Genomic DNA, 25959 nt, shown 5'->3' on the forward strand with positions numbered 1-25959 from the left:
GGCCGGCTGCGGCTCAACGCGCGGGTCTCGAGCCAGGTCTACGACACCGCCGAGCTGGACAGCTTCGCCATTCCCGCCGCCCAGGCCCACACCGAGCACGACCACGTCGACGACAACTATTTCCAGACCGAGCTCGGCGCCCGCTACGTCCGCGGCTTCGGGGCGCGCGCCAACGTCGAGATCGTGGCGCTGCGGCAGGACAAGAGCGAGCTGTCGGCCGACGACTTCCGTCCCGAGTCGAACAGCCCGAGCGGCGACCTGCAGGACTTCCGCCTGCGGGCGCGCACCTCGGAGTCGATCCTGCGCGGCGTCCTGAAGTTCCAGCAGTCGCCGACCTTCTCCTGGGAAAGCGGGATCGAGGGCGCCTACAACACGCTCACCAGCCAGACGCAGTTCAGCGACAACGGCGTCGCCCAGCAACTTCCCGCCGCCAATGTCACCGTGGACGAGACGCGCGGCGAGGGCTTCGTGAAGGCGACCTGGCGGCCGATCAGCCAGATCACCCTGGAGGGCGCCTTGCGCCAGGAGGGCTCGAAGATCGAGTCCAGCGGCGACGTCACCCTGTCGAAGACGCTGTTCTTCACCAAGCCGCGCGTCGTGCTGACCTGGGCCCCCGACGCCGACACCCAGGTGCGCCTGCGCTACGAGCGCGAGGTGGGCCAGCTCGACTTCAATTCCTTCGTGGCCTCGACCTCGCTGAACGCGGGCTTCATCACCGCCGGCAACCCGAACCTGGAGCCGCAGCAGGACTGGGCCAGCGAGATCGCGCTGGAGCAGCACTTCCTGAAGAGCGGCAGCATCGTGCTGACCGCCCGCCACCTGCAGCTCACCGACGTGGTCGACCGCGCCCCGGTGCGGGGCCCTGACGGAAGCTTCTTCGACACCCCCGCCAACATCGGCAGCGGGACGGAGAACGACTTCCTGGTCACCATGAACCTGCCGCTGGACTGGCTGGGCCTGAAGGGCGCCTCGGTGCGCGGCGACTACACCCGCCGGTTCTCGCAGGTCACCGATCCGACCACCGGACAGCGGCGACCGATCACCCAGCAGCATCCCAACGACTGGGACGCGCACTTCATCCAACCGATCGGCAACGTCAGCTACGGCGTCGACATCGGCGGTGGCTGGCAGCAGCGCTACTACCGCTTCAACCAGATCGAGATCGACAAGCTGCAGACCTATGTGACGCCGTTCTGGGAGTGGAAGCCGAACCCGAAATTCTCGTTCCGCATCGAGATCGACAACGTCACGGCCCGTGGGTTCAAGCACAACTACGAGAACTTCAACGGCCCGCGGAACCTGGTCCCGCTGGCCTTCGTCGACGAACGCTCGGTGCATCCGGGCCGCGTCTTCTATTTCCGCCTGCGGAAAACATTCGGAAACTGACGACCAAGAGACAAAAATTCGCGACGAGCGGTATATCGACCGGCACGTTTCGATGAATTCAGCAATGTTACACGCAATTAATTGGTCGGTGGCGGCGGCCTGGGCCAAGTCTTCCTGACTTGGGGAGTTCCGGATGATTCTGATCTTGCTTGCGCAGGCGGCCGCCGCGGTGGCCCCGACAGCGCCTGCGCCCACACCTGCGCCCGCCCCGGCCGCAGCCGCCGCCCCGGCCAGTTCCCCGGGCGAGGACGTCACCCGCTACGGGCCGGAATTCTTCGCCGCCTACGACCCGGCCAACGCCCAGGAGATGGTCAACCGGCTGCCGGGCTTCACCCTCGACGCCGGCTCCGGCGTGCGCGGCTATGAGGGCGCGGCGGGCAATGTGCTGATCGACGGCCAGCGCCCGGCGACCAAGACCGACACCCTGGACCAGTTGCTCTACCGCATCCCGGCCAGCAGCATCGACCACATCGACGTCATCCGCGGCGGCGCGCCCGGCATCGACATGCAGGGCAAGACGGTGATCGCCAATGTGGTGCGCAAGGCCGGCGGCGCGTTCCACGGCCTTTTGGCCGCGCAGTCCACCTCGCTGGGCGACGGGCGCGAATACTGGGCGGCGCGCGCCGAGGGCTCGGGCAAGCTGGGCCCGGGAACCTGGGAAGGCGGCCTGCTGATCGGCGAGGGCCAGGACGGCGGCCAGGGCGACGGCACGGCCCAGAGTTTCGACCCCAGCCACAAGCTGCAGTCCCAAGGCCGCATCCACGCCCAGGGCGAAGGCGCGACCTTCACCCTCAACGGCGCGGCGGAAGAGCCGCTGTGGGGCGGGCGGCTGCGCGTCAACACCCGGATCAACAGCGGCCCCTACGACTCCGACGAGAGCGACACCTTCACCGCGCCCACCGTCCAGACGACCCACGAGCACCAGGACGACAACGCCTTCCAGACCGAGTTCGGCGCGCGCTACACCCACGCCCTCGGCGACCGCGCCCGGGTGGAGACGGTGCTCCTGCGGCAGGACAAGACCGAGCACTACGCCGACCGGTTCCTGGCCCCGGGCGACACCCTGTTGTTCCACCAGGACACCACCACCGCCGAGACCATCGCCCGCGCCGTGGCCACCTTCCAGCAGACGCCGAAGGTCTCGTGGGAACTGGGCGCGGAAGGCGCGGACAACACCTTTTCCAATCGCATCACCAACTCCGACAACGGCGTCCCCGTCCCGCTGCCGGCCGCCAACGTCGACGTCGAGGAAAAGCGCGGCGAGGTGTTCGGCAAGGTCGTCTGGCAGCTGTTCCCCACCATCACCGTCGAAGGCGGCGTGCGCGAGGAGGGCTCCAACATCGCCTCGACCGGCGACGTGGTCCAGGAGAAGACCCTCTACTACACCAAGCCCCGGGCGCTGCTGACCTGGTCGCCCGACGCCGACACCCAGGTGCGCGTGCGGTTCGAGCGTTCGGTGGGCCAGCTCGACTTCAGCTCCTTCGTCGCCTCCACCTCCTTTTCCGCGGGCGTGGTGACGGTGGGCAACCCGAGCCTGGTCCCCGAGCAGGACCTGATCAGCGAAATCGCCTTCGAGCGCCGGTTCTGGGGGCGCGGCTCGGCGGTGATCACGCTTCGCCACACCGACATCACCCAGGTGGTGGACCGCGCGCCCATCTTCGGCGTCGGCACCGGGGTGTTCGACGCGCCCGCCAACATCGGCGACGGGACCAAGGACGAAGAGAGCCTCAACCTCACCGTCCCGCTGGACAGGCTGGGCATCAAGGGCGGCCGGTTCCTGGCCAACTCCACCTGGCGCCAGAGCCAGGTGACCGATCCCACGACCCACACGCCGCGCGAGATCAGCGGCCTGCACCCGGTGGACTGGGACCTGCACTTCACCCAGGACCTGCCGGTCCGCCACATGGACTGGGGCGTCGACCTCTACGGCCAGCAGCGCGAGCGCTACTTCCGCTTCAACGTCATCGAGACCCGCAAGTACGAAAGCCAGCTCAATCCGTTCCTCGAGTGGAAGCCCAGGCCGGACATCCGGTGGCGCTTCGAGGTCGACAACGCCGTGGGCCGCTCGTTCAAGCGCTACGACGACAACTTCGGCGGCCCGCGCAACATCTCGGCCCTGGCCTCGATCCAGGCCCGCAGCGAACAGCCGAGCCGCGTGTTCTCAGTGCGGGTCCGCAAGCTGTTCGGGGTCTGACGCCAGAAACCTCTCCCGATTTCGCGACAGGGGAGGTTCCCTAGTCGTGCGCGCCGTGGGCGAACTTCTTGAGCCAGGGCGACAGCACCAGCATCACCACGCCGGCGCCCAGGCCCCAGAGGCCGATGACGCCGAACATGTGGCTGTAGGTCGCCAGCGCCTTGCCGGCGTCCAGCACCTTGCCGCCGATGGTGTCGGCCCCGGCCGAGGCGGCGATGCGCCCGGCGAGCCATTCGGCGCCGGCCGTGCCCAGGAACCAGCTCGCCATCAGGGTCGAGATCAGCAGCGGCGGGGCGAGCTTGGTCATCTGCGACAGGCCCACCGGCGAGACGCACATCTCGCCCGTCGTCTGCATCAGATAGGCGCCGGCCAGGTAGATCAGGGGGGCCTTGAAGTCCGCCCCCGCCGCCTTCCCGCCGAGGATCAGGACGTAGAAGCTGGCGCCGATCATCAGCAGGCCCAGCCCGAACTTCAGGACCGGATTGGGGTCGCGCCCGCGCTGACCGAGCCAGGTCCAGATCGCCGCCATCACCGGAGCCAGGATCAGGATCCAGCCAGACTGGAAGGACTGGGTCTGGGCCGGCGTCATCGCCTGGTTCCCATAGAGATGCAGGTCGACGTTGCGTTCGGCGAACAGGTTGAGCGAGGAGGCGCCCTGCTCGTAGAGCGCCCAGAACACCACCGAGGCCAGGATCAGGGCGATGGCCAGGATCAGCCGCTCGCGCTCGACCTTGTCGGCCCTGGCCGCCATGTACCAGCCGAGGTAGCCCAGCACGGCCACCGCGCCCGCGCCCAGCAGGTAGGTGACCAGGTCGGAGCGCTGGACCACGTACCAGATGAGGCCCACGCCGAGGATCCCGGCCAGGTAGATCAGCCCCTCCCCGGTCAGCGGCCCCACGCGCGGCCTGGCCAGCGCCACCGGATCGGGCGGCTCGCCATGGCCCTCCAGCAGCGGCTTGCCGAGCACGAAGACCAGCCAGCCGGCCGCCATGCCGACCCCGGCCGCGCCGAAGCCCGCCCACCAGCCGATGTTCTGGCCCAGCCAGCCGCAGGCGATCGACGCCAGGAACGAGCCCAGGTTGATGCCGAAGTAGTAGAGGGTGAAGCCCGGGTCCCGCCGCGGGTCTTCCTGTGGGTAGAGCTGGCCGACGATGGCCGAGATGTTCGCCTTCAGGAAGCCGACGCCCATGATGATCAGCGCCAGCGCCAGGTAGAGCACCGGCTCGCCCATCGGGTCGGGGCGCCGGACCGACAGGGCGTAGGCGCCCTTGGCGAGGTGGGACGGCAGGGCCGCGCCGGCCGGCAGGCCCTTGATGTCCAGCCCGCCGTCCGGGGCGGCGGCATAGGCGTAGGTCCGGTCGCCGACCTTCAGCCTGACGTCGCGGTTGTCGGCGCGGCCGGTCACCTGGAACTCGTAGGCGGCCGACCCGTAGTTCAGCACCTGGACCGCCGGGCGGCCCTCGTAGGCCATGGTGAAATGGCCGGCCACCAGCAGCAGCGCCCCGAACGCCACCGCCTTGCGCGCGCCCAGGTAGCGGTCGGCGATCACCCCGCCCACCACCGGCAGGAGATAGACCAGCGAGGCATAGGCGGCCTGCTGGTGGTTGGCCGCCTTGTCGTCGAACAGGAAGTGCTGGGTCAGGTAGAAGATCAGCAGGCCGCGCATGCCGTAGTAGGAGAACCGCTCCCACATCTCGGCGAAGAACAGGATGGTCAGCCCGCGCGGGTGGTTGCGAAGCTGCAGGAAGACCGGGATCGCCGTCACCGCTGCGATGACGAGTCCGGCCACGATGACGATGTCCATGGTGCTGGCTTAGGCCTCTGCCTGGGGGCCGCTTGTGGCGGGGCGCGGCGGGCGCTCCCCAAATCGCCCGCGCTGTCATGATTTCGGGCAAGAAAATCACCTAGACCCCCTGAACACAAGCAAGGCCCCGCCCCATCTGATGGGCCAGAGGGTCATCGGTTCATAGGGGAGCCGCGCGCGACGCTTCGCGTTACGCCGACTGAAGGAGTCCCGCCCATGAAGACGCCCGGTCCCGACCATCCGATCACCATCGCCCCGGCCGCGCAGCGCTGGCGCGCCCGCTTCGCCGGCCACGTGATCGCCGATTCGAACGCCGCCCTGATCCTGCAGGAGGCCAGCTATCCGCCCGTGGTCTATTTCCCGCGCGAGGACGTGGAGATGGGCTACATGAGCCGCACCGACCGCGGCACCCACTGCCCCTACAAGGGCGACGCCAGCTACTTCACCCTGCACATGGACGGGCAGTTCGCCGAGAACGGGGTGTGGAGCTACGAACAGCCGTTCCCGGCCATGGAGCAGATCGCCGGGCGGCTGGCCTTCTATCCCGACAAGATCGAGGTCTATGCGGTCGAAGACGCCGCCGTGAACCCGAACCATCGCGACGCCGCGCCCCAGGACCGCGAGGCGGTCGACGCGGTGGTGCAGCACACCGACAGCGGCGCGGGCTTCGCGCAGCGCGAGCATTGGGCGGCCAATGTCACCCCACCGGCGACGGCCGACGACGGGGGACTTCGCTAGCTCTAGTAGGCGAAGGTCTCGAAGACCTTGGAGGCGTCGCCGGCCCACGGGCCGTTGTAGAGGTCGAGCAGCCGTTCGGCGGGCGTGATCCCGGTCTCGGCGATGTCTTCCAGTTCGGCCAGGTAGCCGGTCTCGTCCACCAGGCCGGCGGAGAGCTTGCCCCGGGCCTTCAGGCCCTGATGGGCGATGGCCAGCAGATCCTTGGCCACGTCCTGAACGGTGCGCCCGGCGATCTCGGCCTTCAGGCCGCGCCGCGCCACGTCTCCGCGCAGCCGCTCATGGTCCTCTATTCTCCAATCCTTGCAGAGGTCCCACGCCGCGGCGAGCGCCGCCGAATCGTAGAGCACCCCGATCCACAGCGCCGGCAGGGCGCAGAGCCGGCCCCAGGGCCCGGAGTCGGCGCCGCGCATCTCCAGGTACTGCTTCAGGCGCACTTCGGGGAAGATGGTGGTGGTGTGGTCGGCCCAGTCCTTCAGCGTCGGCTTCTCGCCGGGCAGTTCGGCGAGCTTTCCATCCATGAAGTCGCGGAACGAGCGGCCGGCCAGGTCGATGTAGCGGTCGCCGCGCTTGGCGAAATACATCGGCACGCCCAGCGCATAGCGGGCGTAGGTCTCGAAGCCGAAACCGTCGCGGAACACGAAGTCCAGCATGCCGGTGCGGTCCGGATCGGTGTCGGTCCAGACGTTGGCGCGGGCGGACAGGAAGCCGGATGGCTTGCCCTCGATGAACGGCGAGTTGGCGAACAGGGCCGTGGCGATCGGCTGCAGCGCCAGGCTGGCCCGGAACTTCATCACCATGTCCGCTTCGGAGGCGAAGTCGAGATTGGCCTGCACCGTGCAGGTGCGGAACATCATGTCGAGGCCCAGCCCGCCCACCTTGGGCATGTACTGGCGCATGATCTTGTAGCGGCCCTTGGGCATCACCGGCACGTCGGCGCGTGTCCAGATCGGGGTGAAGCCGAGGCCCAGGAACCCCAGGCCCAGTTCGTCGGCGACGGTCTTCACCTCGCTGAGGTGCTGGCCGGTCTCCTCGCAGATGTCGTGGATGGTCTCCAGCGGCGCGCCGGAAAGCTCGAACTGGCCGCCGGGCTCCAGGCTGACATTGGCCTTGCCGCGCTCCAGCGCGATGACGTTGCCGGCTTCCAGCACCGGCGCCCAGCCGAAGCGGGTCAGGCCGTCCAGCAGGGCCTTGATACCCTGCGGTTCGTAGGGAACCGGCGCGTGGGAGCCCAGGCGGAAGACGAACTTCTCGTGCTCGGCGCCGCAACGCCACTGGTCCTTGGGCTTGGCGCCCTTCTCGAACCAGGCGACCAGGTCCTCGAACGTCAGGGGACGATCGTCCGTGGCGGTATCGGCCATGCGCAAACTTCCCCGGACGCCTGTCAGACCGCGCCCGGTACGCGAGGCGGCCGCATTCTTTACGTTGAGGGAATAGGTGGGCGCAATCCAGCGAACCTCAAGGGGGCCTCAGCTTTGGCGCCAGTCCCCGAGCGCGGCCTGCCACAGGGAAAGCGCCGCGATGGCCGCCGTGTCGGCGCGCAGGATGCGCGGGCCGAGCGAGGCCGGCGTCGCATAGTCCAGTCCGCGCAGCCGCTCGCGCTCCTTCGCCGAGAAGCCGCCCTCCGGCCCGATCAGGATCGCCCAGGGCCCGGCCGGGGCCGCCGTCAGGGCCTCCAGGATCGGGGCCGCATCGCCCGCCTCGTCGCAGAACAGCAGCCGGCGGCCAGGCTCCCAGCCGTCGATCAGCTTCTCCAGCTTCACCGGCGCCGCGATCGCCGGGACGTCCAGTCGGCCGGTCTGTTCGGCGGCCTCGGTGGCGATGGCGGTCAGGCGCTCGAGGCGGGTGTGGTCGGCGTTGGTGCGCTCGGTCAGCGCCAGGCGCACGCGCGCGGCGCCGAGCTCGGCGGCCTTCTCGACGATGGTCTCCAGCCGGGCGCGCTTCACCAGGGCGACGATCAGGTCGAGGTCCGGGCCCGGCGCCTGAGCGCGCGTCTGGGCCTCCGCGCGGACGGCCACGGCGCGCTTGCCGAGCGCGCTCACGCTTGCCCGCCATTCGCCGTCGCGGCCGTTGAACAGCAGCAGTTGGTCGCCCGCCGCCAGCCGCATCACCGAGGCCAGGTAATGGCTCTGGCCATGGTCCAGCGCCAGCTCGGCGCCGGCCGCCAGGTCGTGCGGGATGAACAGACGAATCATTCCGGTCTTATCCCAATCCTGTCCCAAGCCGTCATCCCCGGCCTTGTGCCGGGGACCCATGAACGCAGGCGGCGCAGGATGGCCTTCCACATCGGCGCGCATCGGTGGCCGGGACAGGCCCGGCCATGACGAAATGTAGAGGGGTGCGAGTTGGCGCCTTCGCGCGTTAGCTTGAAGCCATGTCCAAGGACCATCATTCCTACAAGCACGAGGTCGAGACCCTCCAGGCGGCCCTCGTCCGCTATCAGCTGGCCACGATCCAGTCCGGCGAACGCGCCCTGGTGGTCTTCGAGGGCCGTGACACCGCCGGCAAGGACGGAGCGATCAAACGCGTCGTCGAACACCTGTCGGTGCGCAACACCCGCGTCGTGGCCCTGCCCAAACCCACCGAGCGCGAGCGCAGCGAGTGGTACTTCCAGCGCTACGTCCCCAACCTGCCGGCGGCGGGCGAACTCGTGATCCTCAACCGCTCCTGGTACAACCGCGGCGGCGTCGAGCCGGTGATGGGCTTCTGCACCGAGCAGGAGCACGAGCAGTTCCTGCGCGACGCCCCGCGCTTCGAGGCCATGCTGGTGGAAGACGGCGTCCGCCTGATCAAGCTGTGGCTCGACATCTCCAAGGCCGAGCAGGCGGAGCGGCTGGAAGCGCGCAAGGACGATCCGCTCAAGACGCTGAAGATCAGCTCGCTGGACCAGGTGGCCCAGAAGAAGTGGGACGCCTATTCCGACGCCCGCGACCAGATGCTCCGGCGCACCCACACCGACGCCGCGCCCTGGACCATCGTCCACACCGACAAGAAGAAGGCCGCGCGCATCGCTATCCTGCGTTTCCTTTTGCGCCACCTGGCGCCGAAGGACATCGCCAAGGGCGTGCCGAAACCCGATCCGGACGTGCTCTACGAATTCGACGTCGACGCGCTGACCGACGGACGGCTGGAACGCTAGCCTTCAGGCGTCAGCGCGGGCGGCCGAAGAACAGCACGTGACCGTCGGGATCCTTCACCTCGAAGCCGCGCAGGCCGTCGTGGGTGTCGCAGAGCGGGGCGCTGAACGCGGCGCCGGCCGCGGCGAACTCGGCCGCGAGCGCGTCGGGATCCGGCGCATGGACATGGGCGTCCAGCCGCAGGTGCCGGTGGCGTGCGTGGTTCGGGACCGGCGTGATCCCGGCCTGCGACTTCAGGAACAGCTGCGCCCCGTCGCGGACGACGATGGCGAAGAACGGTTCCTCGTCCGGTTGCTGGAAGGTGACCTCGAAGCCCAGCCGGTCGCGATAGAAGGCGATCGATCGGCGGACATCGCTGACCACAAAAAACGGTGAGATGGCAGGCGTCGCCGCGCGTGTCATAGGGCCAGCCTAACACCGGACGGGAGAAACGGCATGGAACAGGTTCGCCTCGGCAAGACTGGCCTCAAGGTCTCGCGCCTCTGCCTCGGCTGCATGACCTACGGCTCGCCGAAGTGGCGAAGCTGGGTGCTGGACCTGGAGCAGTCCAAGCCCTTCTTCCAGAGCGCCATCGAAAAAGGGATCACCTTCTTCGACACCGCCAACGTCTATTCCGTCGGCGAGAGCGAGGTGGTGACCGGCCACTGGCTGCGCGAGTTCGCCGCCAACCGCGAGGAGATCGTGGTGGCCACCAAGGTCAACGGGCCGATGGGCAGGGGGCCGAACGAGAAGGGCCTCAGCCGCAAGTCGATCATGGCGCAGATCGACGCCAGCCTCTCGCGGCTGAAGATGGACTATGTCGACCTCTACCAGATCCACCGCTTCGACTACGAGGTGCCGATCGAGGAGACCCTGGAGGCGCTGAACGACGTCGTGAAGGCCGGCAAGGCCCGCTACATCGGCGCATCGTCCATGTACGCGTGGCAGTTCGCCCGCATGCTGGCGGCCAGCGAGCAGCACGGCTGGGTGAAGTTCGTCTCCATGCAACCACAGCTCAACCTGGTCTACCGCGAGGAGGAGCGCGAGATGCTGCCGCTCTGCCGCGCCGAAGGGATCGGCGTCATCCCCTGGTCGCCGCTGGCCCGCGGCTACCTGGCCGGCGGCCGCGAGAAGCCGAAGGAAGGCAACACCGAACGCGCCCGCACCGACGAGTTCAGCCCGCGCCTCTACTACACCGCGGCCGACGAGCAGGTGGTGGACGTGGTGGGCGAGATCGCCAAGGAACGCGGCCTTTCCAACATGCAGATCGCCCTGGCCTGGGTGCTGCGCCACAAGGCCGTCACCGCCCCGATCATCGGCGCCAGCAAGCTCGGCCATATCGATGAGGCGGTTTCCGCCATGGACGTCCAGCTCAGCGACGACGAGGTCAAGCGGCTGCAGGCGCCCTACAAACCGAAACCGGTGCTCGATCACGCCTGATATCTGGGCATGCTATCCGAAGCCTGAATCCGGTTTTGTTCCGCGCGCGCCGAGGGCAATGGTTAAGCTGTTAACCATTCGTTAGCATTTGAAAGTTCCGAATTTGTTCCCCTTCGCGGCGCCGGCTGCTAGGCTCGCCTGGCGATTCCACATGGGGGAGCCATGCCCAAGGAGAAGCTCACCGCCGGCGAGGCGCGGCGCATCGCGCTGGGCGCCCAGGGGTTCGCCACGCCGCGGCCCGAGGGACCGATCGCCAGGCGCCAGCTCACCAAGCTGATCGACCGCCTGGGCGTCGTGCAGATCGACAGCGTCAACGTGGTCTCCCGCACCCACTACCTGCCGGCCTTCTCCAGGCTGGGGCCCTATCCGCGCGAGATGCTGGAAGAGGTCGCCTGGGGGAAGAAGCGGCCGCTGTTCGAATACTGGGCGCACGAAGCCTCGCTGCTGCCGCTCGCCAGCCAGCCGCTGTTCCGCTGGCGCATGGCCGACGCCCATGACGGGGTCGGGACCTGGAAGGGCGTCGCGCGCTTCCTGCGCGAACGGCGCGACTTCGTCGACAAGGTGCTGGAGGCGATCTCGACCCGCGGGCCGATGAGCGCCTCGGAACTGGAGATGGGCCAGAAGGGCGAGGGCGGCTGGTGGGGCTGGAGCGACGCCAAGCGCGCGGTGGAGTGCCTGTTCTGGACCGGCGAACTCACCACCGCCACCCGGCGCGGGACCTTCGAGCGGGTCTACGGCCTGCCGGAGAAGGTGCTGCCCAGGGCGGTGATCGAGACGCCCACCCCGACGCGAGAGGACGCCCACCGCGAACTCTACCGCCAGGCCATCCGGGCCATGGGCGTCGCCACCGCCAAGGACCTGCGCGACTACTTCCGCATGCCGGTGGAAGGCGCCAAGCAGCGCATCGCCGAGCTGGTGGAGGACGGCGCCCTGCTGCCGGTCACGGTGAAGGGCTGGCGCGAGCCCGCCTATCTCGACCCGGCCGCCCGCTGGCCGCGCAAGGTGGACGCCCGCGCCCTGCTCTCGCCCTTCGACAACCTGATCTGGTTCCGCGAACGCACCGAGAAGATGTTCGGCGTGCGCTACCGGATCGAGATCTACGTCCCGGCGCACAAGCGCACCCACGGCTACTACGTCCTGCCGTTCCTGGAGGGCGATGCGCTGACCGCCCGCGTCGACCTCAAGAGCGACCGCAAGGCCGGCGTCCTGATCGTCCAGGCCAGCCATGCCGAGCCCTGGGCCAGCGACGAGACCCCGGTGCGCCTGGCTGAGGAACTGAAGCTGATGGCCGGCTGGCTGGGGCTGGAGCGCGTGCGCGTGGAGCGCCGGGGCGACCTGGCCGGGGCGCTGGGCAAGGCGGTGGGATAGGTCCTTCTCCCCTTGCGGGAGAAGGTGGCCTGCGAAGCAGGTCGGATGAGGGGTCGAAAGACCCTGCCTAAGTTCGCCATCGAGTCACGCCGCGAGCGGAGCGGGACCCCTCATCCGTCGGCTGCGCCGACACCTTCTCCCACAAGGGGAGAAGGATACGCCTTAGATCCAACCCTCGGTCACTGCGTGCAGGCGCGCGTAAGGGCCGTTCTTCTTCACCAGCTCGGCGTGCTTGCCCTCTTCGACGATGCGGCCGTCCTCGAAGACCAGGATGCGGTCGGCGCCGCGGATGGTCGACAGGCGGTGGGCGATGACGATGGTGGTGCGGCCCACCATCAGCTCCTCCATCGCCGCCTGCACCTGCCGCTCGGTCTCCACGTCCAGCGAGGAGGTCGCCTCGTCCAGCACCAGGATCGGGGCGTCGGCCAGGAAGGCGCGGGCGATCGCCACCCGCTGCCGCTCGCCGCCCGACAGCTTCACGCCGCGCTCGCCGACCAGGGTCGCATAGCCCTGCGGCAGGCGCTTGATGAAGTCGTCGGCGCGGGCCCGCTTGGCGGCCAGCTCGATCTCGTCCTGGGTCGCGCCGGGCCGGGCGTAGGCGATGTTCTCCGACAGGCTGCGGTGGAACAGCGCCGGGTCCTGGGGCACCACCGCGATGCCGCGCCGCAGGGACCCCTGCGACACCGCCGCGATGTCCTGGCCGTCGACCAGGATCTGGCCGTCCTGCACGTCGTAGAGCCGCTGGATCAGCTTGACGAAGGTGGACTTGCCCGCGCCCGTCGGTCCGACCAGCGCCACCCGCTCGCCCGGCGCGATGCGCAGGGTGAAGCGGTCGTAGAGCGGGGTCGCGGCCGACTTGTAGCGGAAGGTCACACGGTCGAAGACGATCTCGCCCAGCTCGGGGTGGAAGGCCTTGGCGTCCTGCGCATCAACCACCTGCGGGGCCATGGTCGCGTAGCGGGCCACATCCTCGGCGTCGTCCAGCCCCTTCTGGGTCATGCGGATGTTGTCGCCGATGTTGCGCAGGTAGCCGGTCATCAGCATGAAGGCGGTGATCACGAAGGCCACGTCGCCGGCGCTGGCCTGGCCCTTCACCCACAGGCGCAGCAGCAGGCCCGTGAGCCCCGCCTGCAGCACCACCAGGATCAGGCTGTGCAGCAGCCAGATGTCGGTGAAGCGGTTCCAGGTCTTGTTGGCCGCGCGCCGCCACAGCTCGGTGATCCCGGCGATCCGCGCCTCTTCCCGCGCCTCGGCGCCGAACGCCTTCACCGTCGGGTTCGACGCGATGGAATCGGCCAGCGCGCCGCCGATCCGGCTGTCCAGGGCCACCGAGCGCAGGTTGGCCGGCCGCGCGTAGATGTTGGTCAGCACGATGTTCGAGACGATGTAGCCGCTAACCAGGATCGCCGAGAAGCCGCCGATCAGCGGCCAGCGCAGGGCGATCATCAGGCACAGCCCCACCAGCACGATCACCGCGGGACCTAAGAACACCAGGGCTGCGTCGGAGACGTTGTCGTAGCCCCACATGGCGCGCGAAAGCCGGCGCACGGTCGCGCCAGCGAAGGTGTCGGCGTGCCAGTCGGCGCTGAACGACTGGACCTTCTTGAAGCCCTCGTCGGTCATCTCCTTCATGTTGTGCGACGCCAGCGGGATCCAGAACCGCATGGACAGGTTGCGGATCAGCGAGAAGGCGAAATAGACGCCGACGAAGATCGCCCAGGCCCGCCAGGCGCCGGCCTGGTCGCTGGGGCCGTGGGTGACGGCGTCCACCAGCTTGCCGGACGCCCAGGGGGTGGCCAGGTCGAAGGCGATGGCGGCGATCACGAACACCACCGTGCCGGTCAGCATCCAGGGGCGGCGCAGCCAGAAGCGGCCGATGAACGCCATCACCTGGCTGTTCTTCAGCACCCGGCTCTTGGTCTCTTCGGTATCCTCGTAGTGGTCGGTCATTGGAGGCTCGAACGTCTGGCGCCGGGCGGATCGCGGGAAAGCCCATCGAGGGCGGCGACCGGCGCGACGGCGCGGAAAGAAGGATTGGGCGAAGCGGGGTTTTTCAGGAAACCCGTTCAGCAAACCGGGGGGCCACGAGCACGCGGAGTGACTTCGAAACCGGGGCCGATCAGGCCTTCGGACGAAGCAGTCCGGTTGAGTTAGAAGTGCGGCGGCGGCCCGGCGCAACCTCGAGGAGCGGTCGGAATGAACAGGTTCATGCGTCCCCTCCTTTCGGGTGGCTGAGAGCCGGGAAGCTAGGCGCGGCGAGGCGGCCGGTCAATCCGCCGGGCCGCGGAGCGCCTGTTCGTCGGTCAGGTTGCGGCCGCGCGTGGCGGCGCGGTCACAGCGCAGGTGGCCGGCCTACCAGACCCGCACGCGCCGATCCGGGGGCAGGTACATCTTCTGCCCGGGCTTGACGTTGAAGGCGGCGTACCAGGCGTCGACGTTGCGCGCCTCGGCCGTGCGCCACTCACTGGGCGAGTGGGGGTCGGTCAGCACCTGGCGGCGCAGGGAATCGTCGCGCGCGATCGAGCGCTCCATCTGGGCGAAGGCCAGGAAGAAGCGCTGGTCGCCGCTCAGGCCGCCCAGCACCGGCGCCGGCTTGCCGCCCAGCGATTTCAGATAGGCGTCGCGCGAGATGGCCAGGCCCGCCAGGTCGCCGATGTTTTCGCCCAGCGTCAGGCGGCCGTTGATGTGCAGGCCGGGCAGCGGCTCATAGGCGTCGTACTGGGCCGCGAGCGCGTCGGTCGCCGCCTTGAACCGCGCAAGATCCTCCGGCGTCCACCAGTCGTTCAGCGCGCCGGTCTCGTCATACTTGGAGCCCTGGTCGTCGAACTGGTGGCTGATCTCGTGGCCGATCACATAGCCGATCGCCCCATAGTTCACCGCCGCGTCGGCGCGCGGATCGAAGTGCGGCGGCTCCAGGAAACCGGCCGGGAACATCACCTTGCCGAGTGGCGGGTTGGACTGGGCGTTGATGGTCTGGGGGTTCATCGACCATTCGCTGCGGTCCACCGGCCTGCCCAGCTTGCCGATGGCGCGGCGGCGATTGAAGTCCTCGGCGGCCAGCAGGTTCTCGAAAGCCTGGCCGGGCTTCACCGCCAGGCTGGAATAGTCGCGCGAGGGCTGCGGGCCGCCCACCTCGATCTTCAGCCGCGCCAGCTTGGCGAGCGCGCGGGTCTTGGTGGCCGGGCTCATCCAGGACAGGCCCTTGATCCGCTCGCCCAGGGCGACCTTCAGGTTGCCGGCCATGCCGGCGACCTGGGCCCGCGCCGAGGCCGGGAAGTGGCGTTGCAGGTAGATCACGCCCACCGCCTGGCCCAGCGCCTGGTCGGTATAGGTCACCGCCGAGCGCCACATCGGCGGTGGCTCAGGAATGCCGCGCACCGTGTGGGCGTCGTAGGCGAAGTCCTCGTCGCGGAACGCCTTGGGGCCGACCGGGGCGAAATTGCGCAGGGCCCGCGCCGCCAGGTAGTCGCGCCAGTCGCCGAGCGGGACCTCGTTGGCCGCCGCCGCGGCCGCGGCGATCGCCTCCGGCTGGCCCACGATGATGGTGGCCTGGCCCTCGAAGCCCGCCCCCGCCAGGTAGGCGTCCCAGTCGAGGCCGGGCGCCCTGGCCGCGAAATCGGCCTTGCCGAATGGGTTGTAGCGCTTGTCGGCCTCGCGGCTGGCGGCGGCGGTGCGGTGGCCCTTGGCGATCCGCTCCTCCAGCGCATAGACGCGGGCCGCCCGGCCCTCGGCATCGTCGAAGCCGCCGAGTGCGAACAGCTTGGCGAGGTGGGTCTTGTAGGCCGCGCGCACCTTCAGGTTCGCGGCCGTGTCCTTGAAATAGTAGTCGCGCTCCGGCAGGCCGATGCCGCCCTGGCTGAGGACCGGGATGTAGCGCGTCGGCTGCTTCGGGTCCGGCGAGACGCCGGCGTTGATCGGGGAGGCCGGCGGCGGGTTGGCGCCGTTCGGATTGGGCATCTGGGCCCAGGACAGCCGGGCCAGGGCGTGGGCCAGGTCGGCCTTGGTCCGGATCGCCGCCACGCGGGCCAGTTCGGCCTTCAGCGGCGCGGCCCCGGCCCGCTCCAGCCCCGCCTCATCGGCCAGGGCGGCGTAATAGTCGGCGATCCGCTTGCCATCGGGACTGCCGGACGCCGCGGCGGTCTGCATGATGTTGCGCGCGCGGGTCTCGATCTGCTCGCCGACCGGCGAATAGACGCCCCAGTTCGCCCGGTCCGGCGGGATCACCGCGGTCTTCATCCAGGTCCCGTTGACGTAGCGCTGGAAGTCGTCGCCGGGCGCGACCGAGCGGTCCATCGCCGTCAGGTCCAGGCCGAAGGCGCCGAACTTCGGCTTGCCTTTCGCCGCGGCCTTGGCGGCCGCCAGCGCCTGCGGCCCCGCCGCCAGCGCCCCGCCCGCGGCCAGCATGCCCCCAGCCAAACCCCGCCGCGTCACGCCCATCCCGCAATCCCCCTGTTGCCAACAGGAGTTCTGGACCTAAACAGACCGCACGCCAATGACCTCCGCCCCCCCGCTCCCCGACGCCGCGCCCCGCAATTGGGTGGACCGGTTCGCGCCCGCGACGCTCCGGCCCTGGCTGAAGCTCGGCCGCTTCGACCGGCCGACCGGGATCTGGCTCTTGATGCTGCCCGGCTGGCAGGGCGTGGCCCTGGCCGACGCCCTGGAGCACCGGGCGCCCGACGCCTCGCTGCTGGCCCTGATCTTCCTGGGCGCGGCCCTGATGCGCGCGGCCGGCTGCGCCTACAACGACATCGTCGACGGCGACATCGACGCCAAGGTGGCGCGCACGGCGCTGCGGCCCATCCCGGCCGGGCAGATCGGCGTGCGGCAGGCCTGGGCCTTCGTGATCGCCTGCTGCCTGGGCGCCCTGGCGATCCTCATCTCCCTTCCGCCGACGGCGGTGCTGCTGGGCGTGGCCTCGCTCGCCCTGGTGGCGGCCTATCCGTTCATGAAGCGGATCACCTGGTGGCCGCAGGCCTGGCTGGGGCTGACCTTCAACTGGGGCGCGCTGCTGGGCTTTTCCGCCGCCATCGGGATCGGCCCCAGGTTCTGGCGCGGCATGGCCCCCTATGTGTTCGAGACCGGCAACACCGAACTGCTCGGCCGCGCCATCGCCGACAGCGCCCTGCAGTGGCCGGCGATCCTGCTCTACGCCTCGGGCGTCTTCTGGACCCTGGGCTACGACACCATCTACGCCATCCAGGACCTGGAGGACGACGCCCTGGCCGGCGTGAAGTCCTCGGCCCGGCGGCTGGGCGCCCATGCGCCGATCGCCATCCTGATGTTCTACCTGACCAGCCTCACCATCCTGCTCGGGATGGGGGCGGTGGCGGACCTGGGCCCCTACTATTTCATCGGCCTGATCGCCTATGGCGTGCAGCTGTGCTCCCAGGCGCGCCGGGTGCGCACCGACAACGGCGCTGTGGCGCTGCGGCTCTTCAAGTCCAACGCCTGGGCCGGGCTGATACTGGTGCTCTCGATCGCCGCCGGGACCCGCTACTTCCTGGACGGCTGACGCGCCATCATCCTGTCTTCCCGGGCGTTGGCGCGCTATATTCCAGGTCATGAGTGTCGCCGCCCGCGTCGATCCGAAGACCTATTTCACGCCGCAGGAGTGGGCGCCGCTGGCGCGCCGTTCGCCGTGGAAGGGCCTGGCGCTGCTGGCCCACGCCTGGCTGGTGATCGGCCTGGCCATGGCGCTCGCCGTCGCCGCGCCGGGCTGGTGGAAGCTGATCGCCATCCCGATCGCCATCGTGATCATCGGCGGCCGCCAGCTCGGCGTCGCCATCCTGATGCACGACGCGGCGCACGCGGCCCTGCACCCCAACCTCAAGGTCAACGACTGGGTCGGCCACCACCTGACCACCGGCGGCCTCGGCGACTATCGCAACTACCACCTGGCGCACCACAAGTACGCCCAGCAGGCCGAGGATCCGGACCTGGTGCTCTCCGCGCCCTTCCCGATCACCCGGCTGTCGCTGCGCCGCAAGATCGTGCGCGACCTGACCGGCCAGACCTATTGGAAGCAGCGCTGGAGCGGCCTTTTCCAGCGGATCGCCAACCGCAAGCCGGGCGAGCCGCTGTGGCCGCTGGTCAGGGAGGCGATCTACGGCCGCCGCCGGTTCCTGATCGGCATGGTCGTCACCGTCGCCGTCACCGCGCCCTTCGGCGCCTGGTGGGTGTGGCCCGTGCTGTGGCTGGTCCCGCAGGCCACCTGGCTGCCGATGATCAGCCGCCTGCGCAACATCGCCGAGCACGCCTGCGTGGCCAAGGACGAGCCTGACCCCCTGCGCCACGCGCGCACCACCCATGCGGGCTGGCTGGAGCGCGCGGTGATCGCGCCCTATTTCGTGAACTACCACTGCGAGCACCACATGTTCATGCATGTGCCCTGCTACAACCTGCCCCGCATCCACCGGATGATGCGCGACAAGGGCGTGCTGCCGGCGATGCTCACCTCGCCCGGCTATCTCGACGTCCTGCGCCTCGCCAGCGCCAAGCCCGCGGCGCCCAGGCCGATCGCCGCGGCGGCCTGAAGCGACTCTGAAGTCCCCTCGCGGCAAGCCCGCAGCTTGGGCTTGACCATCTGGACTACGCATGTAATTTCTACGGAAAGTTTACAACCGTAGTCTGGAGAACGCCCCATGCAATCCCCCTCGATCCTGGCCCCCGCCGATCCCGCCCTGGCGCTGGTCGCCGCCGACCACAGGCTGAACGGCCTGGGCGTCATCCTGCACGCCAAGCCACTCGTCCTGGTGGCGATGGTGGTGCTGTTCGCGGCCATCGTCGGCGCCGCGGCGCTGTGGGTCGCCCAGGCCAGCCGCCCGGGCCCGCGGGCCGGATCGGCCCTGGCCTGGCTCGAGGCCATCGCGTCGGGCGCGCCGATGCTGGGGCTGGCGGCCGCGGCCTACGGCCTGATGGACGCCTGCATCGGCATCGCCAACGTCCGCCCGGTCCCCAGCCTCAGCATCATCGCCCCCGGCCTGGCGGAGGCGCTGTTCTGCATCATGCTGGGTTGCCTGGCCTCGGCCATCGCCAACGTCGGCGGCAAGCACCTGAAGGCCCGCCTGCAGGCGCTGGAGACCGCGGCCCCGGCCGAGCGGCCCGCCGCCGCGCCGCTGTCGCGCGCCATGGCCTGACGCAGCCGATCGCGGCCTGCGCCGTTTGGGTCTGGAGCATCCCTCCAGACCCGGCGGTCCCATGCCCCGATCTCACAAAGGTTTGGCCCTGAAAGGCTCCTGCCGCTGCGGCGCCGTGCGCTTCACCGTGCAGAGCCACACGCCCGTCCCCTACCAGCGCTGCTACTGCTCGATCTGCCGCAAGACGGCCGGCGGCGGGGGCTATGCCATCAACCTCGGCGCCGACAACCGAACCCTGGAGATCGAGGACCCCGGCAAGGCCATCCGCATCTTCCGCGCCGAGATCGCCGACGAGGATGACGGCCACTGCGAGGTCTCCACCGGCGAACGGAACTTCTGTTCGAAGTGCGCCACGGCGCTCTGGCTGTTCTCGCCGGAGTGGCCCGACCTGGCGCATCCCTTCGCCTCGGCCATCGACTCGGAGCTGCCGGTCCCGCCGTCCAGGGTCCACCTGATGCTGAAGTACAAGCCGGCCTGGGTGGCGGTGAACCGGGATCCCCACGACCGGTGCTTCGACCTCTATCCCGACCAGTCCCTGGAGGACTGGCACAAGCAGCGGCATCTGTGGGTGGAATAGGCCCGCCTTCCTGACCTCCGCTCATCCCCGCGAAGGCGGGGATCCAAGCTGAGCAAGGATCGGCCCGCGGCGAAGCCATCGACAGGCCGCATGGATTCCCGCCTTCGCGGGGATGAGCGGAAATCTACGGGGCGGGATTCACCCGCTTGGCCGTGAACAGGGCCTCGACCTCGTCCGGCCGCGCGTTGTTGAAGTCCAGGCGCACGCGCCCGTCCTGCGTGCGGCTCACCGTCACCGGGGCCGAGGAGTTGGTCAGCTCCCAGCCCTTGGGCAGCACCACGGCGTTCTCGGCGCGGCCGAAGGTGCGGTCGAACACCAGCTCGTCGCCCACCAGCTTGTAGCGGCCGGGATCGGTATAGGTCTCGCTCATCCGCAAGCGGATCGACTGGCCGGGCTGGAGCGGCTTGAAGTTGAACACCACGATCTCGCTCTGCGGCGTCACCTTGCCGATCTCGGGGTCGTCGATGCCGGCCTTGGTGATCTCATCGCCCTTCAGATGGACGGCGGGAATGGACTCGCCGGTGTCCAGGTCCTTGGCGCTGGGATTGGTCGCCACCGAACCCGTGCGCACCACATTGATGTAGCGGCTCACCCCGGCCTTCTCCTCGGTGTAGTCGTGGTAGAGGTCGAAGGCGTGGGTCTCCGGCGGCTGCAGGAAGTAGACGATGTCGCGCGTCTGCCTGGCCCGTTCGCCGAACTTGCGGGCGGGCACGCTGGAGGGCGCGGCCGACAGCGTCCCGGGCTTCGCCCGCAGCTTCAGGGGCGCCTCGCCGGGGGTGATGTTGTAAAAGCTGACGCGGATGCGCCCGTCGGACTCCTGGGTCACCTGGGAGGGATAGTTGCAGGTCTCCAGCACATAGCCCTTGGGCAGGACCACCGCGTTCTTCTTGATCCCCAGCGGGCGGTCGAAGACCAGGTCGCCGTTCTGCACGTAGTAGCTCTTGGCGTCCTCATAGGTCTTCTCGATCAGGATGCGCTGCTCGCCGCCGCCGGCCGGCACCGGATGGGCCAGCTCCACGCGGATGTAGTCATAGGTGGGATCGGCCTCGGGCAGGCCGGTGGTCTTGGCGGACTCGCCCGACACCTGGGCGAACTTCAGCGGCTTGCCGGTGGCAAGGTCGGTGACGCTCTCGTCCGACGCCACGGAGCCCTTGCGGATCGGATTGAAGAAGGCCGTCGCGCCGGGCCGCACGGCGGTGATGTCGTAGATGATCCGGAACTTGCCCGACCCCGGCGCCAGCAGCTCATAGCGCGTATAGCCATTGGCCTCCTGCGGCTGGCGGCGCGGGGTCTGCGCCCCCGCGCTCCAGGCCGCGGCCAGCATCGCCGCCAGGATCAGCACACCGCGTTTCTTCATCTTCGTTCCCCTACTCGACCGACCTGGAAATCATGAACTGCTCGAGCTTGCCGTCCGGATAGCCGCGCTCCACGGCGCTCAGCACGGCCTTGGCCGTGACGATCTTCCAGATCCGGCCCTTGAAGCCGCCGCGCGTGAACTCGCTCTCCAGGGTGAACAGCCGCACGGGCCCATAGGCCGCGAGCCCCGCCTTCTGGTCAGCCAGCACCGAGGCCGAGAGGTAGGCGTTGCCGTTGTCGGTGAAGAGGCTGCGGTCCAGGGTCCCGGCCTGGAAGCCCCTGAACACCGCCCGCGCCCGGGCCTCAACCTCGGTGGGCGGCAGGACGACGAACGCCACCCGCGCGGCGACGTCGTCGGGGCTCGCCCAATCGTTGTTGGTGAAGGCGATCACCGCGGTCTTCTGGCCCGGCCACATGATGTTGGACGACAGGAAGCCGGAGCCGCCGCCATCGTGGCTGAGCTGTAGCCGGCCGTGGTCGTCGCGGACGTTCAGGCCCAGGCTGTAGTGGCTGTCCTTGCCGTCCTTCAGCTTCACCGGCGTGTAGTAGGCGTCGTAGGAGGCCTGGGCGAGCAGGCTGCGCGCCATCAGGCTGACGTCCCAGCGGGCGAGGTCGCTGGGCGCCATGCCGAGCTCGGCGGCGCCGAACAGCCAGCCCGGCGCCTCCTTCTGGGCTGGCCGGACCGGGCCGTCGCCCCAGCGGGTATAGGCGCCGGCGTCGCCCGCCGGCAGGGCCTGCTGGTCGGCGTCCACCACGCCGGCCATGTGCAGCGGCTCGAAGACATTGGCCTTCAGGAAGGAGATCAGCGGCTGGCCTGAAACCTTCTCGACGATGGCGCCGGCGATCACGAAGCCGGTGTTGGAGTACTGCCAGTCCGAGCCCGGGGCGAAGTCGAGCGGGCGGCCGCCCCATTCGTCGATGATCGCCTTTATGCTGGCCGGCCGGGTCATCTCGGCGGTGACGAAATCCTGCGGCCAGTAGTCCCGGAACCCGGCGGTGTGGCTGAGCGCCTGGCGGATGGTGACGCCCTGCGGCTTGGCGAGGTCGGGCAGGTAGCGGGCAAGGTCGTCGTCCAGGCTGAGCTTGCCTTCCTCCTGCAGCTTCAGGACCGCGGCGGCGGTGAACTCCTTGGAGATGCTGTCGATGGCGTAGCGGGTGGTGGTGGTCGCCGGCGCCTTGGGGCTGAGGCGTGCGCTGCCGTAGGCCTTGGCGTAGGCCAGCTCGCCCCCGCTCACCACAGCGATCGAGACCGAAGGCGCGCCGGTCTTGGCCAGCCACTCGCCGACGCTGGCGTCGATGTCGGCTTGCTGTTGGGCGCTCAGCGGCGCGCCCCGGGACGGTGCGGCGCAGGCCAGCACAGCGGCGGCGGCGAGAGTGACGCTCAAGATCCGCATGATGTGCTCCCCGGCCCGAGCGGACGACTATGGCCGATCAGGTCGCCTGCGCCAGCCGTTTCGGCGCGGTCAGGCGCCAGCTGCCGAGCAGGCGCGCTTCCAGGTGCGTCCAGTCGAAACCGTCCGCCTCGAAATTGAGCCCGATCCAGCCGGAGGGGCCCATGTAGGGCAGCCATTTGTAGAGGTCGGGATCGGCCTCGATCAGCAGGTCCTGCTCGTCGCGGCCGTCGGTCTTCACCGCCGCCGCCGTCAGCCCGTCGCCGTGATGGTCGTGCCAGAAGTAGCAGAACATCTTCCCGGCCACGTCGAACGCCGGCATGCCGTGGCTGAGCCGCTCGCCGGTATGCGGCAGCGCCAGGCAGAGAGCCCGCAGGCGTTCGGCGGCGGCGTCGGGGTCGGCGAGCATCCTGCATCATCGCCGAGATCGCCGGGCCGCGAAATGGCGTGCGCACGCGCCGGTTTCGCGCGAGGCTGACCTTAACGGAAAGGGAGGGCGGCGTGACCATCGCCGACTGGTGCATCCTGGGCGCGGTGCTGATCTATCTTCTGACTCTCGCGCCGATCAAGGCGATCGGCCACCGCGACTTCGACAACTATGCGCCACGCGATCCGGCCTTCTACGCCACGCCGCTGCGCACCCGGGTGCAGGGCGCGCACGTCAATGGCCTGGAGACCTTCCCGTTCTTCGCCGCGGCGATCCTGCTGGCCGAGATGAAGCATGGCGCGCAGCCGGTGGTGGACGGCCTGGCCGTGGGCTTCCTGGTGGTCCGGCTGGCCTTCGTCGGCGCCTACATCGCCAACCGGGCCTGGACGCGCACCCTGATCTGGAACCTGGGGTTCCTGCTGAACGTGCTGATCTTCCTCTCGCCGATCCTCTGGCGCGCCTAGACCGCGCCGGTGGCGATCAGGCTGTTGGCGCAGTCCATGATCGTCTCCTCCAGCGGCCGGGGCTTCCAGGCCAGCATCCGCTGGGCCTTTTCCGAGGAGAAGTCGTGCTTCACCCCCAGGCCGGGCGTCACCGAGCCCAGGTCCTTGTCGAACAGGCCGGCCAGGCGGATCACGAAGTCGGGCATCTTGCGGGTCGGGATCTTGGCCTGCTGCGGGCCGGTGACGCGGGCGCGCAGCAGCTCCGCCAGGTCGGCCATCCAGGCGTAGTTGGCCGCCGCGATGTAGCGCTCGCCCGCCGAGTTGTCGTCGATCATGGCGCGCACGTGCAGCTCAGCCACGTCGCGCACGTCCACGACGTTGAAGCCCAGCCGCGGCAGGCCGGGCACGCGCCCGCTGAGCAGCCGCTCGACCACCTGCACGGATTCGGAGAAGTCGCCGCTGGTCACCGGCCCGAGGACCAGCGCCGGATTGACCGTCGCCAGCTGGGTGTCGCCGGTCTGGGAATGGATCATGTCCCAGGCGGCGCGCTCGGCGAGCGTCTTGGACTTGGCGTAGACCGACAGCTTCGGATCGTCCGGATCGCTCCAGATCGTCTCGTCCGCCGTCCAGTCGCCGCGCTCGCCCTTGTTGGTCGCCGCCACCGAGGAGGTCAGCACCACCCGCTTGACCTTGGCCTTGATGGCCGCGCCCACCGCCCGCCTGGCGCCTTCACGGGCAGGCACGATCAGCTCGTTGGGATCCTTGGGATCGGAGACGCCCAGCGGCGAGGCCACGTGCAGGACGTAGTCGCAGCCGTCCATCGCCGCGTCCCAGCCGTCGTCGCTGGTCAGGGTCAGGGCGTGGAAGCTGAGGCGGTTGCCGGGGTCGGTCACCGAGGCGATGGCCGCCCGCGCCGCCGGCTCCTTCGCCAGGTCGCGCACGCTGGTGCGGACCACATAGCCCTTCTGCAACAGGGTCGCGACGCACCAGCCGCCGATGTAGCCGGAGCCGCCGGTCACCAGCACCGTTTCCACGCCGTCCTTCGACTTGCCCGCCATCGTCCATCTCTATGTTGACACTGCTCAGATAGCAGCCTTAGCAGTTTTGACGCTCAGCGTAACCGGGTCCGCGCGCGGAAGGCCACCCTGACGCGCAGCGCCGAAATCTACCGTTGCGTGCAACTCGCTGCATTCCGCAGCGCTTCGCTGCAACTCCTCGGGGCCGGAAGCGGCGCCTATCGATGGGCGCATGGAAGCCCAGCACACCCTCACCGCCGCCGCGCTCGACATTGACGCGGCCAACGACAGCCGCTCGCCCGGGCTTCGGCCCGCACCGATCACGCCAGCGACCAACCGCTACATCCAGGAGCGTCTCGGCCGGGCCATTCGCCTGCGCCGCCGGATGATGGACATGACGCTCGAGGACCTGGCCCGCTACTGCGGCGTCACCTTCCAGCAGGTGCACAAGTACGAAAGCGGCCTGTGCGCCATGTCGGCCTCGCAGCTGTGGAGCATCAGCGTCGCGCTCGGCGTGCCGGTGGCCTACTTCTACGAGAGCCTGGCGGCGCCGGAGCAGTGGCGCCCGCTCGCGGAAGACCCGCACATCCGCCGGCGCTAGTCGCCCTGCCCTTCCCCCATCGCTAGACTGTCCCCCAGGACGAACGCCTTGGGGGACGAAGCCCATGATCCGCAACCTGATGCGGCTGGCCTGGCATCTGGACGAATGGCTGCAGGAGAAGCTGGGCCGGCCCTACAACCTGCTGCTCGGCGTGGGCATCGTGCTGGGGCTGGGCCACCAGATCGGCGACCTGCCCAAGGATTTCAGCCACGGCGGCGGGGTGAGCACGCTCTTGATCGCGGCGATGGACGTGGCGTTGCTGATCAACCAGGCCGGCCAGTTCCACCAGCACCTGGAACGCCGCCGCGCCATGCCCCGCCGCCGGCTGCGCAACCGCGGCGACGGCAAGGCGGTGGCCAAGACGGACAAAGAGGACTGAGAGCCATAGAACCTCCCCCACACGCTGCCGCTATGGGGGAGGTTTTTGGCGCCGGCGTTGGCTATTTCCGCAGGTTGTCGGTCCGGGTGATGAAGGCCGCCACGTCGTCGTGCATGGCCTTCAACGATGCGTCGTTGGCGTACACCATGTGGCCCGACGGATAGTAGTGGTAGCTGATGTTGGCCTGCAGGTTGTCGGGGATCGGCAGGTGCTTCATCTCGTAATAGCCCTCGTAGAAGGGCGTCGCGAGGTCGTAGTAGCCGCCCAGCAGCAAGACCTTCAGGCCCGGATTGTACTTCATGGCCGAGGCCAGGTCGGGCATGACGTTCAGCATGGCGCGCGGCGCGCCGAAACCGCGGCCCGGCGGCACGTGGGCGTTGTCCCAGAACCGGAAGACGTTGACCGACGGCTTGAAGCCCTTGCCCTCGCCGTAGTGCAGGGTCCCGCGGGCATAGTCGTTGAACAGGCTGACGTAGGCCGACGACAGGGCGGCGGCCTGCGGGTCGTAGGACGCTTCCTTGCTCAGCGGATCCATGTCCGGACCGGAGAAGCGGGTGTCGAGGCGCCCGGTCGTCAAGCCCTGGTCGACC

The 25959-nt window shown here is 69.2% G+C and carries 23 protein-coding genes and 1 pseudogene; 13 read left to right on the top strand and 11 right to left on the bottom strand.

Going from position 1 to position 25959, the window contains the following annotated elements; all coding sequences use genetic code 11:
- Both VGL85_RS05355 and VGL85_RS05360 read left to right on the top strand, forming a co-directional pair.
- Nucleotides 1-1386 (top strand): TonB-dependent receptor (locus tag VGL85_RS05355; RefSeq protein WP_331586770.1); only part of this gene is annotated, 1386 nt, incomplete at its 5' end.
- A 133-nt stretch (nucleotides 1387-1519) separates the two neighbouring features.
- The gene (locus VGL85_RS05360) at nucleotides 1520-3580 is read left to right on the top strand and encodes a TonB-dependent receptor plug domain-containing protein (protein WP_331586773.1); all 2061 of its coding nucleotides are present in this window, start codon (nucleotides 1520-1522) and stop codon (nucleotides 3578-3580) included.
- A gap of 40 nt (nucleotides 3581-3620) precedes the next feature.
- Here the strand turns inward: VGL85_RS05360 and VGL85_RS05365 are convergent, their stop codons facing one another.
- Nucleotides 3621-5384 (bottom strand): oligopeptide:H+ symporter, encoded by a 1764-nt coding sequence (locus VGL85_RS05365; protein WP_331586775.1) that lies wholly within the window; start codon nucleotides 5382-5384, stop codon nucleotides 3621-3623.
- Between the two features lie 216 nt (nucleotides 5385-5600).
- On the opposite strand from VGL85_RS05365, the gene VGL85_RS05370 reads away from it, so the two are divergent.
- Nucleotides 5601-6122, top strand: coding sequence for a DUF427 domain-containing protein (locus VGL85_RS05370; protein ID WP_331586777.1), 522 nt, complete (start codon nucleotides 5601-5603; stop codon nucleotides 6120-6122).
- A gap of 2 nt (nucleotides 6123-6124) precedes the next feature.
- Here the strand turns inward: VGL85_RS05370 and VGL85_RS05375 are convergent, their stop codons facing one another.
- Both VGL85_RS05375 and VGL85_RS05380 read right to left on the bottom strand, forming a co-directional pair.
- Entirely contained in the window at nucleotides 6125-7480 is a 1356-nt protein-coding gene (locus VGL85_RS05375) for a glutamate--cysteine ligase (protein WP_331586779.1), read from the bottom strand.
- 108 nt (nucleotides 7481-7588) lie between these two features.
- Entirely contained in the window at nucleotides 7589-8314 is a 726-nt protein-coding gene (locus VGL85_RS05380) for a 16S rRNA (uracil(1498)-N(3))-methyltransferase (protein ID WP_331586781.1), read from the bottom strand.
- 179 nt (nucleotides 8315-8493) lie between these two features.
- On the opposite strand from VGL85_RS05380, the gene ppk2 reads away from it, so the two are divergent.
- A complete protein-coding gene (ppk2, locus tag VGL85_RS05385; protein ID WP_331586783.1) occupies nucleotides 8494-9258 on the top strand; it encodes a polyphosphate kinase 2 in 765 nt (254 codons plus the stop codon).
- Between the two features lie 10 nt (nucleotides 9259-9268).
- Here the strand turns inward: ppk2 and VGL85_RS05390 are convergent, their stop codons facing one another.
- Nucleotides 9269-9658, bottom strand: a complete 390-nt coding sequence (locus VGL85_RS05390; protein ID WP_331586785.1) for a VOC family protein — start codon at nucleotides 9656-9658, stop codon at nucleotides 9269-9271.
- A gap of 33 nt (nucleotides 9659-9691) precedes the next feature.
- On the opposite strand from VGL85_RS05390, the gene VGL85_RS05395 reads away from it, so the two are divergent.
- Together VGL85_RS05395 and VGL85_RS05400 are read left to right on the top strand one after the other, a co-directional pair.
- On the top strand, nucleotides 9692-10675 hold the full coding sequence (locus tag VGL85_RS05395; protein WP_331586787.1) for an aldo/keto reductase: 984 nt from the start codon (nucleotides 9692-9694) through the stop codon (nucleotides 10673-10675).
- A gap of 162 nt (nucleotides 10676-10837) precedes the next feature.
- Nucleotides 10838-12043: a winged helix-turn-helix domain-containing protein gene (locus VGL85_RS05400; RefSeq protein ID WP_331586789.1), complete on the top strand. Its 1206-nt coding sequence runs from the start codon at nucleotides 10838-10840 to the stop codon at nucleotides 12041-12043.
- Between the two features lie 162 nt (nucleotides 12044-12205).
- On the opposite strand, the gene VGL85_RS05405 is transcribed toward VGL85_RS05400, so the two are convergent.
- Both VGL85_RS05405 and VGL85_RS05410 read right to left on the bottom strand, forming a co-directional pair.
- Nucleotides 12206-13993 carry an ABC transporter ATP-binding protein gene (locus tag VGL85_RS05405; RefSeq protein ID WP_331586791.1) on the bottom strand — a complete coding sequence of 596 codons (1788 nt, stop codon included), beginning with the start codon at nucleotides 13991-13993 and terminating at the stop codon, nucleotides 12206-12208.
- Between the two features lie 402 nt (nucleotides 13994-14395).
- A complete protein-coding gene (locus tag VGL85_RS05410; protein WP_331586793.1) occupies nucleotides 14396-16480 on the bottom strand; it encodes a M13 family metallopeptidase in 2085 nt (694 codons plus the stop codon).
- A 55-nt stretch (nucleotides 16481-16535) separates the two neighbouring features.
- On the opposite strand from VGL85_RS05410, the gene VGL85_RS05415 reads away from it, so the two are divergent.
- The 4 genes from VGL85_RS05415 to VGL85_RS05430 all read left to right on the top strand — a co-directional run bounded on the left by VGL85_RS05415 (nucleotide 16536) and on the right by VGL85_RS05430 (nucleotide 19756).
- Nucleotides 16536-17555, top strand: coding sequence for a UbiA family prenyltransferase (locus VGL85_RS05415; protein ID WP_331586795.1), 1020 nt, complete (start codon nucleotides 16536-16538; stop codon nucleotides 17553-17555).
- 49 nt (nucleotides 17556-17604) lie between these two features.
- On the top strand, nucleotides 17605-18576 hold the full coding sequence (locus VGL85_RS05420) for a fatty acid desaturase family protein (protein WP_331586797.1): 972 nt from the start codon (nucleotides 17605-17607) through the stop codon (nucleotides 18574-18576).
- Between the two features lie 108 nt (nucleotides 18577-18684).
- Nucleotides 18685-19179, top strand: a complete 495-nt coding sequence (locus VGL85_RS05425; RefSeq protein WP_331586799.1) for a MotA/TolQ/ExbB proton channel family protein — start codon at nucleotides 18685-18687, stop codon at nucleotides 19177-19179.
- 82 nt (nucleotides 19180-19261) lie between these two features.
- On the top strand, nucleotides 19262-19756 hold the full coding sequence (locus tag VGL85_RS05430; protein ID WP_331586801.1) for a GFA family protein: 495 nt from the start codon (nucleotides 19262-19264) through the stop codon (nucleotides 19754-19756).
- 124 nt (nucleotides 19757-19880) lie between these two features.
- Here the strand turns inward: VGL85_RS05430 and VGL85_RS05435 are convergent, their stop codons facing one another.
- From VGL85_RS05435 to VGL85_RS05445, 3 genes are read right to left on the bottom strand one after another with little or no spacing between them, the layout of a single operon-like run.
- Nucleotides 19881-21113 carry a hypothetical protein gene (locus VGL85_RS05435; RefSeq protein ID WP_331586803.1) on the bottom strand — a complete coding sequence of 411 codons (1233 nt, stop codon included), beginning with the start codon at nucleotides 21111-21113 and terminating at the stop codon, nucleotides 19881-19883.
- Between the two features lie 10 nt (nucleotides 21114-21123).
- Nucleotides 21124-22506, bottom strand: coding sequence for a serine hydrolase domain-containing protein (locus tag VGL85_RS05440; protein WP_331586805.1), 1383 nt, complete (start codon nucleotides 22504-22506; stop codon nucleotides 21124-21126).
- A gap of 37 nt (nucleotides 22507-22543) precedes the next feature.
- The gene (locus tag VGL85_RS05445) at nucleotides 22544-22912 is read right to left on the bottom strand and encodes an MmcQ/YjbR family DNA-binding protein (protein ID WP_331586807.1); all 369 of its coding nucleotides are present in this window, start codon (nucleotides 22910-22912) and stop codon (nucleotides 22544-22546) included.
- A 92-nt stretch (nucleotides 22913-23004) separates the two neighbouring features.
- Here VGL85_RS05445 and VGL85_RS05450 point away from each other — a divergent pair, with 92 nt between their 5' ends.
- Nucleotides 23005-23394, top strand: coding sequence for an MAPEG family protein (locus VGL85_RS05450; RefSeq protein ID WP_331586809.1), 390 nt, complete (start codon nucleotides 23005-23007; stop codon nucleotides 23392-23394).
- Here the strand turns inward: VGL85_RS05450 and VGL85_RS05455 are convergent.
- Nucleotides 23391-24431, bottom strand: a complete 1041-nt coding sequence (locus tag VGL85_RS05455) for an NAD-dependent epimerase/dehydratase family protein (RefSeq protein ID WP_331586812.1) — start codon at nucleotides 24429-24431, stop codon at nucleotides 23391-23393. The genes VGL85_RS05450 and VGL85_RS05455 overlap by 4 nt on opposite strands.
- A gap of 190 nt (nucleotides 24432-24621) precedes the next feature.
- Here VGL85_RS05455 and VGL85_RS05460 point away from each other — a divergent pair, with 190 nt between their 5' ends.
- Nucleotides 24622-24990: a helix-turn-helix transcriptional regulator gene (locus tag VGL85_RS05460; RefSeq protein ID WP_331586814.1), complete on the top strand. Its 369-nt coding sequence runs from the start codon at nucleotides 24622-24624 to the stop codon at nucleotides 24988-24990.
- A 64-nt stretch (nucleotides 24991-25054) separates the two neighbouring features.
- Nucleotides 25055-25369, top strand: coding sequence for a hypothetical protein (locus VGL85_RS05465; RefSeq protein WP_331586816.1), 315 nt, complete (start codon nucleotides 25055-25057; stop codon nucleotides 25367-25369).
- 61 nt (nucleotides 25370-25430) lie between these two features.
- On the opposite strand, the pseudogene VGL85_RS05470 reads toward VGL85_RS05465, so the two are convergent.
- Nucleotides 25431-25959: pseudogene (locus VGL85_RS05470) on the bottom strand (hypothetical protein); the annotation flags it as partial.

Source organism: Phenylobacterium sp. (assembly GCF_036501465.1).
Taxonomy (GTDB): Bacteria; Pseudomonadota; Alphaproteobacteria; order Caulobacterales; family Caulobacteraceae; genus Phenylobacterium.

Excerpts from the sequence above, each read along its gene's own strand:
- VGL85_RS05360 (WP_331586773.1), top strand. The coding sequence starts at position 1,520 with ATGATTCTGATCTTGCTTGCGCAGGCGGCCGCCGCGGTGGCCCCGACA.
- VGL85_RS05365 (WP_331586775.1), bottom strand. The coding sequence starts at position 5,384 with ATGGACATCGTCATCGTGGCCGGACTCGTCATCGCAGCGGTGACGGCG.
- VGL85_RS05370 (WP_331586777.1), top strand. The coding sequence starts at position 5,601 with ATGAAGACGCCCGGTCCCGACCATCCGATCACCATCGCCCCGGCCGCG.
- VGL85_RS05375 (WP_331586779.1), bottom strand. The coding sequence starts at position 7,480 with ATGGCCGATACCGCCACGGACGATCGTCCCCTGACGTTCGAGGACCTG.
- VGL85_RS05380 (WP_331586781.1), bottom strand. The coding sequence starts at position 8,314 with ATGATTCGTCTGTTCATCCCGCACGACCTGGCGGCCGGCGCCGAGCTG.
- ppk2 (WP_331586783.1), top strand. The coding sequence starts at position 8,494 with ATGTCCAAGGACCATCATTCCTACAAGCACGAGGTCGAGACCCTCCAG.
- VGL85_RS05390 (WP_331586785.1), bottom strand. The coding sequence starts at position 9,658 with ATGACACGCGCGGCGACGCCTGCCATCTCACCGTTTTTTGTGGTCAGC.
- VGL85_RS05395 (WP_331586787.1), top strand. The coding sequence starts at position 9,692 with ATGGAACAGGTTCGCCTCGGCAAGACTGGCCTCAAGGTCTCGCGCCTC.
- VGL85_RS05400 (WP_331586789.1), top strand. The coding sequence starts at position 10,838 with ATGCCCAAGGAGAAGCTCACCGCCGGCGAGGCGCGGCGCATCGCGCTG.
- VGL85_RS05405 (WP_331586791.1), bottom strand. The coding sequence starts at position 13,993 with ATGACCGACCACTACGAGGATACCGAAGAGACCAAGAGCCGGGTGCTG.
- VGL85_RS05410 (WP_331586793.1), bottom strand. The coding sequence starts at position 16,480 with ATGGGCGTGACGCGGCGGGGTTTGGCTGGGGGCATGCTGGCCGCGGGC.
- VGL85_RS05415 (WP_331586795.1), top strand. The coding sequence starts at position 16,536 with ATGACCTCCGCCCCCCCGCTCCCCGACGCCGCGCCCCGCAATTGGGTG.
- VGL85_RS05420 (WP_331586797.1), top strand. The coding sequence starts at position 17,605 with ATGAGTGTCGCCGCCCGCGTCGATCCGAAGACCTATTTCACGCCGCAG.
- VGL85_RS05425 (WP_331586799.1), top strand. The coding sequence starts at position 18,685 with ATGCAATCCCCCTCGATCCTGGCCCCCGCCGATCCCGCCCTGGCGCTG.
- VGL85_RS05435 (WP_331586803.1), bottom strand. The coding sequence starts at position 21,113 with ATGAAGAAACGCGGTGTGCTGATCCTGGCGGCGATGCTGGCCGCGGCC.
- VGL85_RS05440 (WP_331586805.1), bottom strand. The coding sequence starts at position 22,506 with ATGCGGATCTTGAGCGTCACTCTCGCCGCCGCCGCTGTGCTGGCCTGC.
- VGL85_RS05445 (WP_331586807.1), bottom strand. The coding sequence starts at position 22,912 with ATGCTCGCCGACCCCGACGCCGCCGCCGAACGCCTGCGGGCTCTCTGC.
- VGL85_RS05455 (WP_331586812.1), bottom strand. The coding sequence starts at position 24,431 with ATGGCGGGCAAGTCGAAGGACGGCGTGGAAACGGTGCTGGTGACCGGC.
- VGL85_RS05460 (WP_331586814.1), top strand. The coding sequence starts at position 24,622 with ATGGAAGCCCAGCACACCCTCACCGCCGCCGCGCTCGACATTGACGCG.
- VGL85_RS05465 (WP_331586816.1), top strand. The coding sequence starts at position 25,055 with ATGATCCGCAACCTGATGCGGCTGGCCTGGCATCTGGACGAATGGCTG.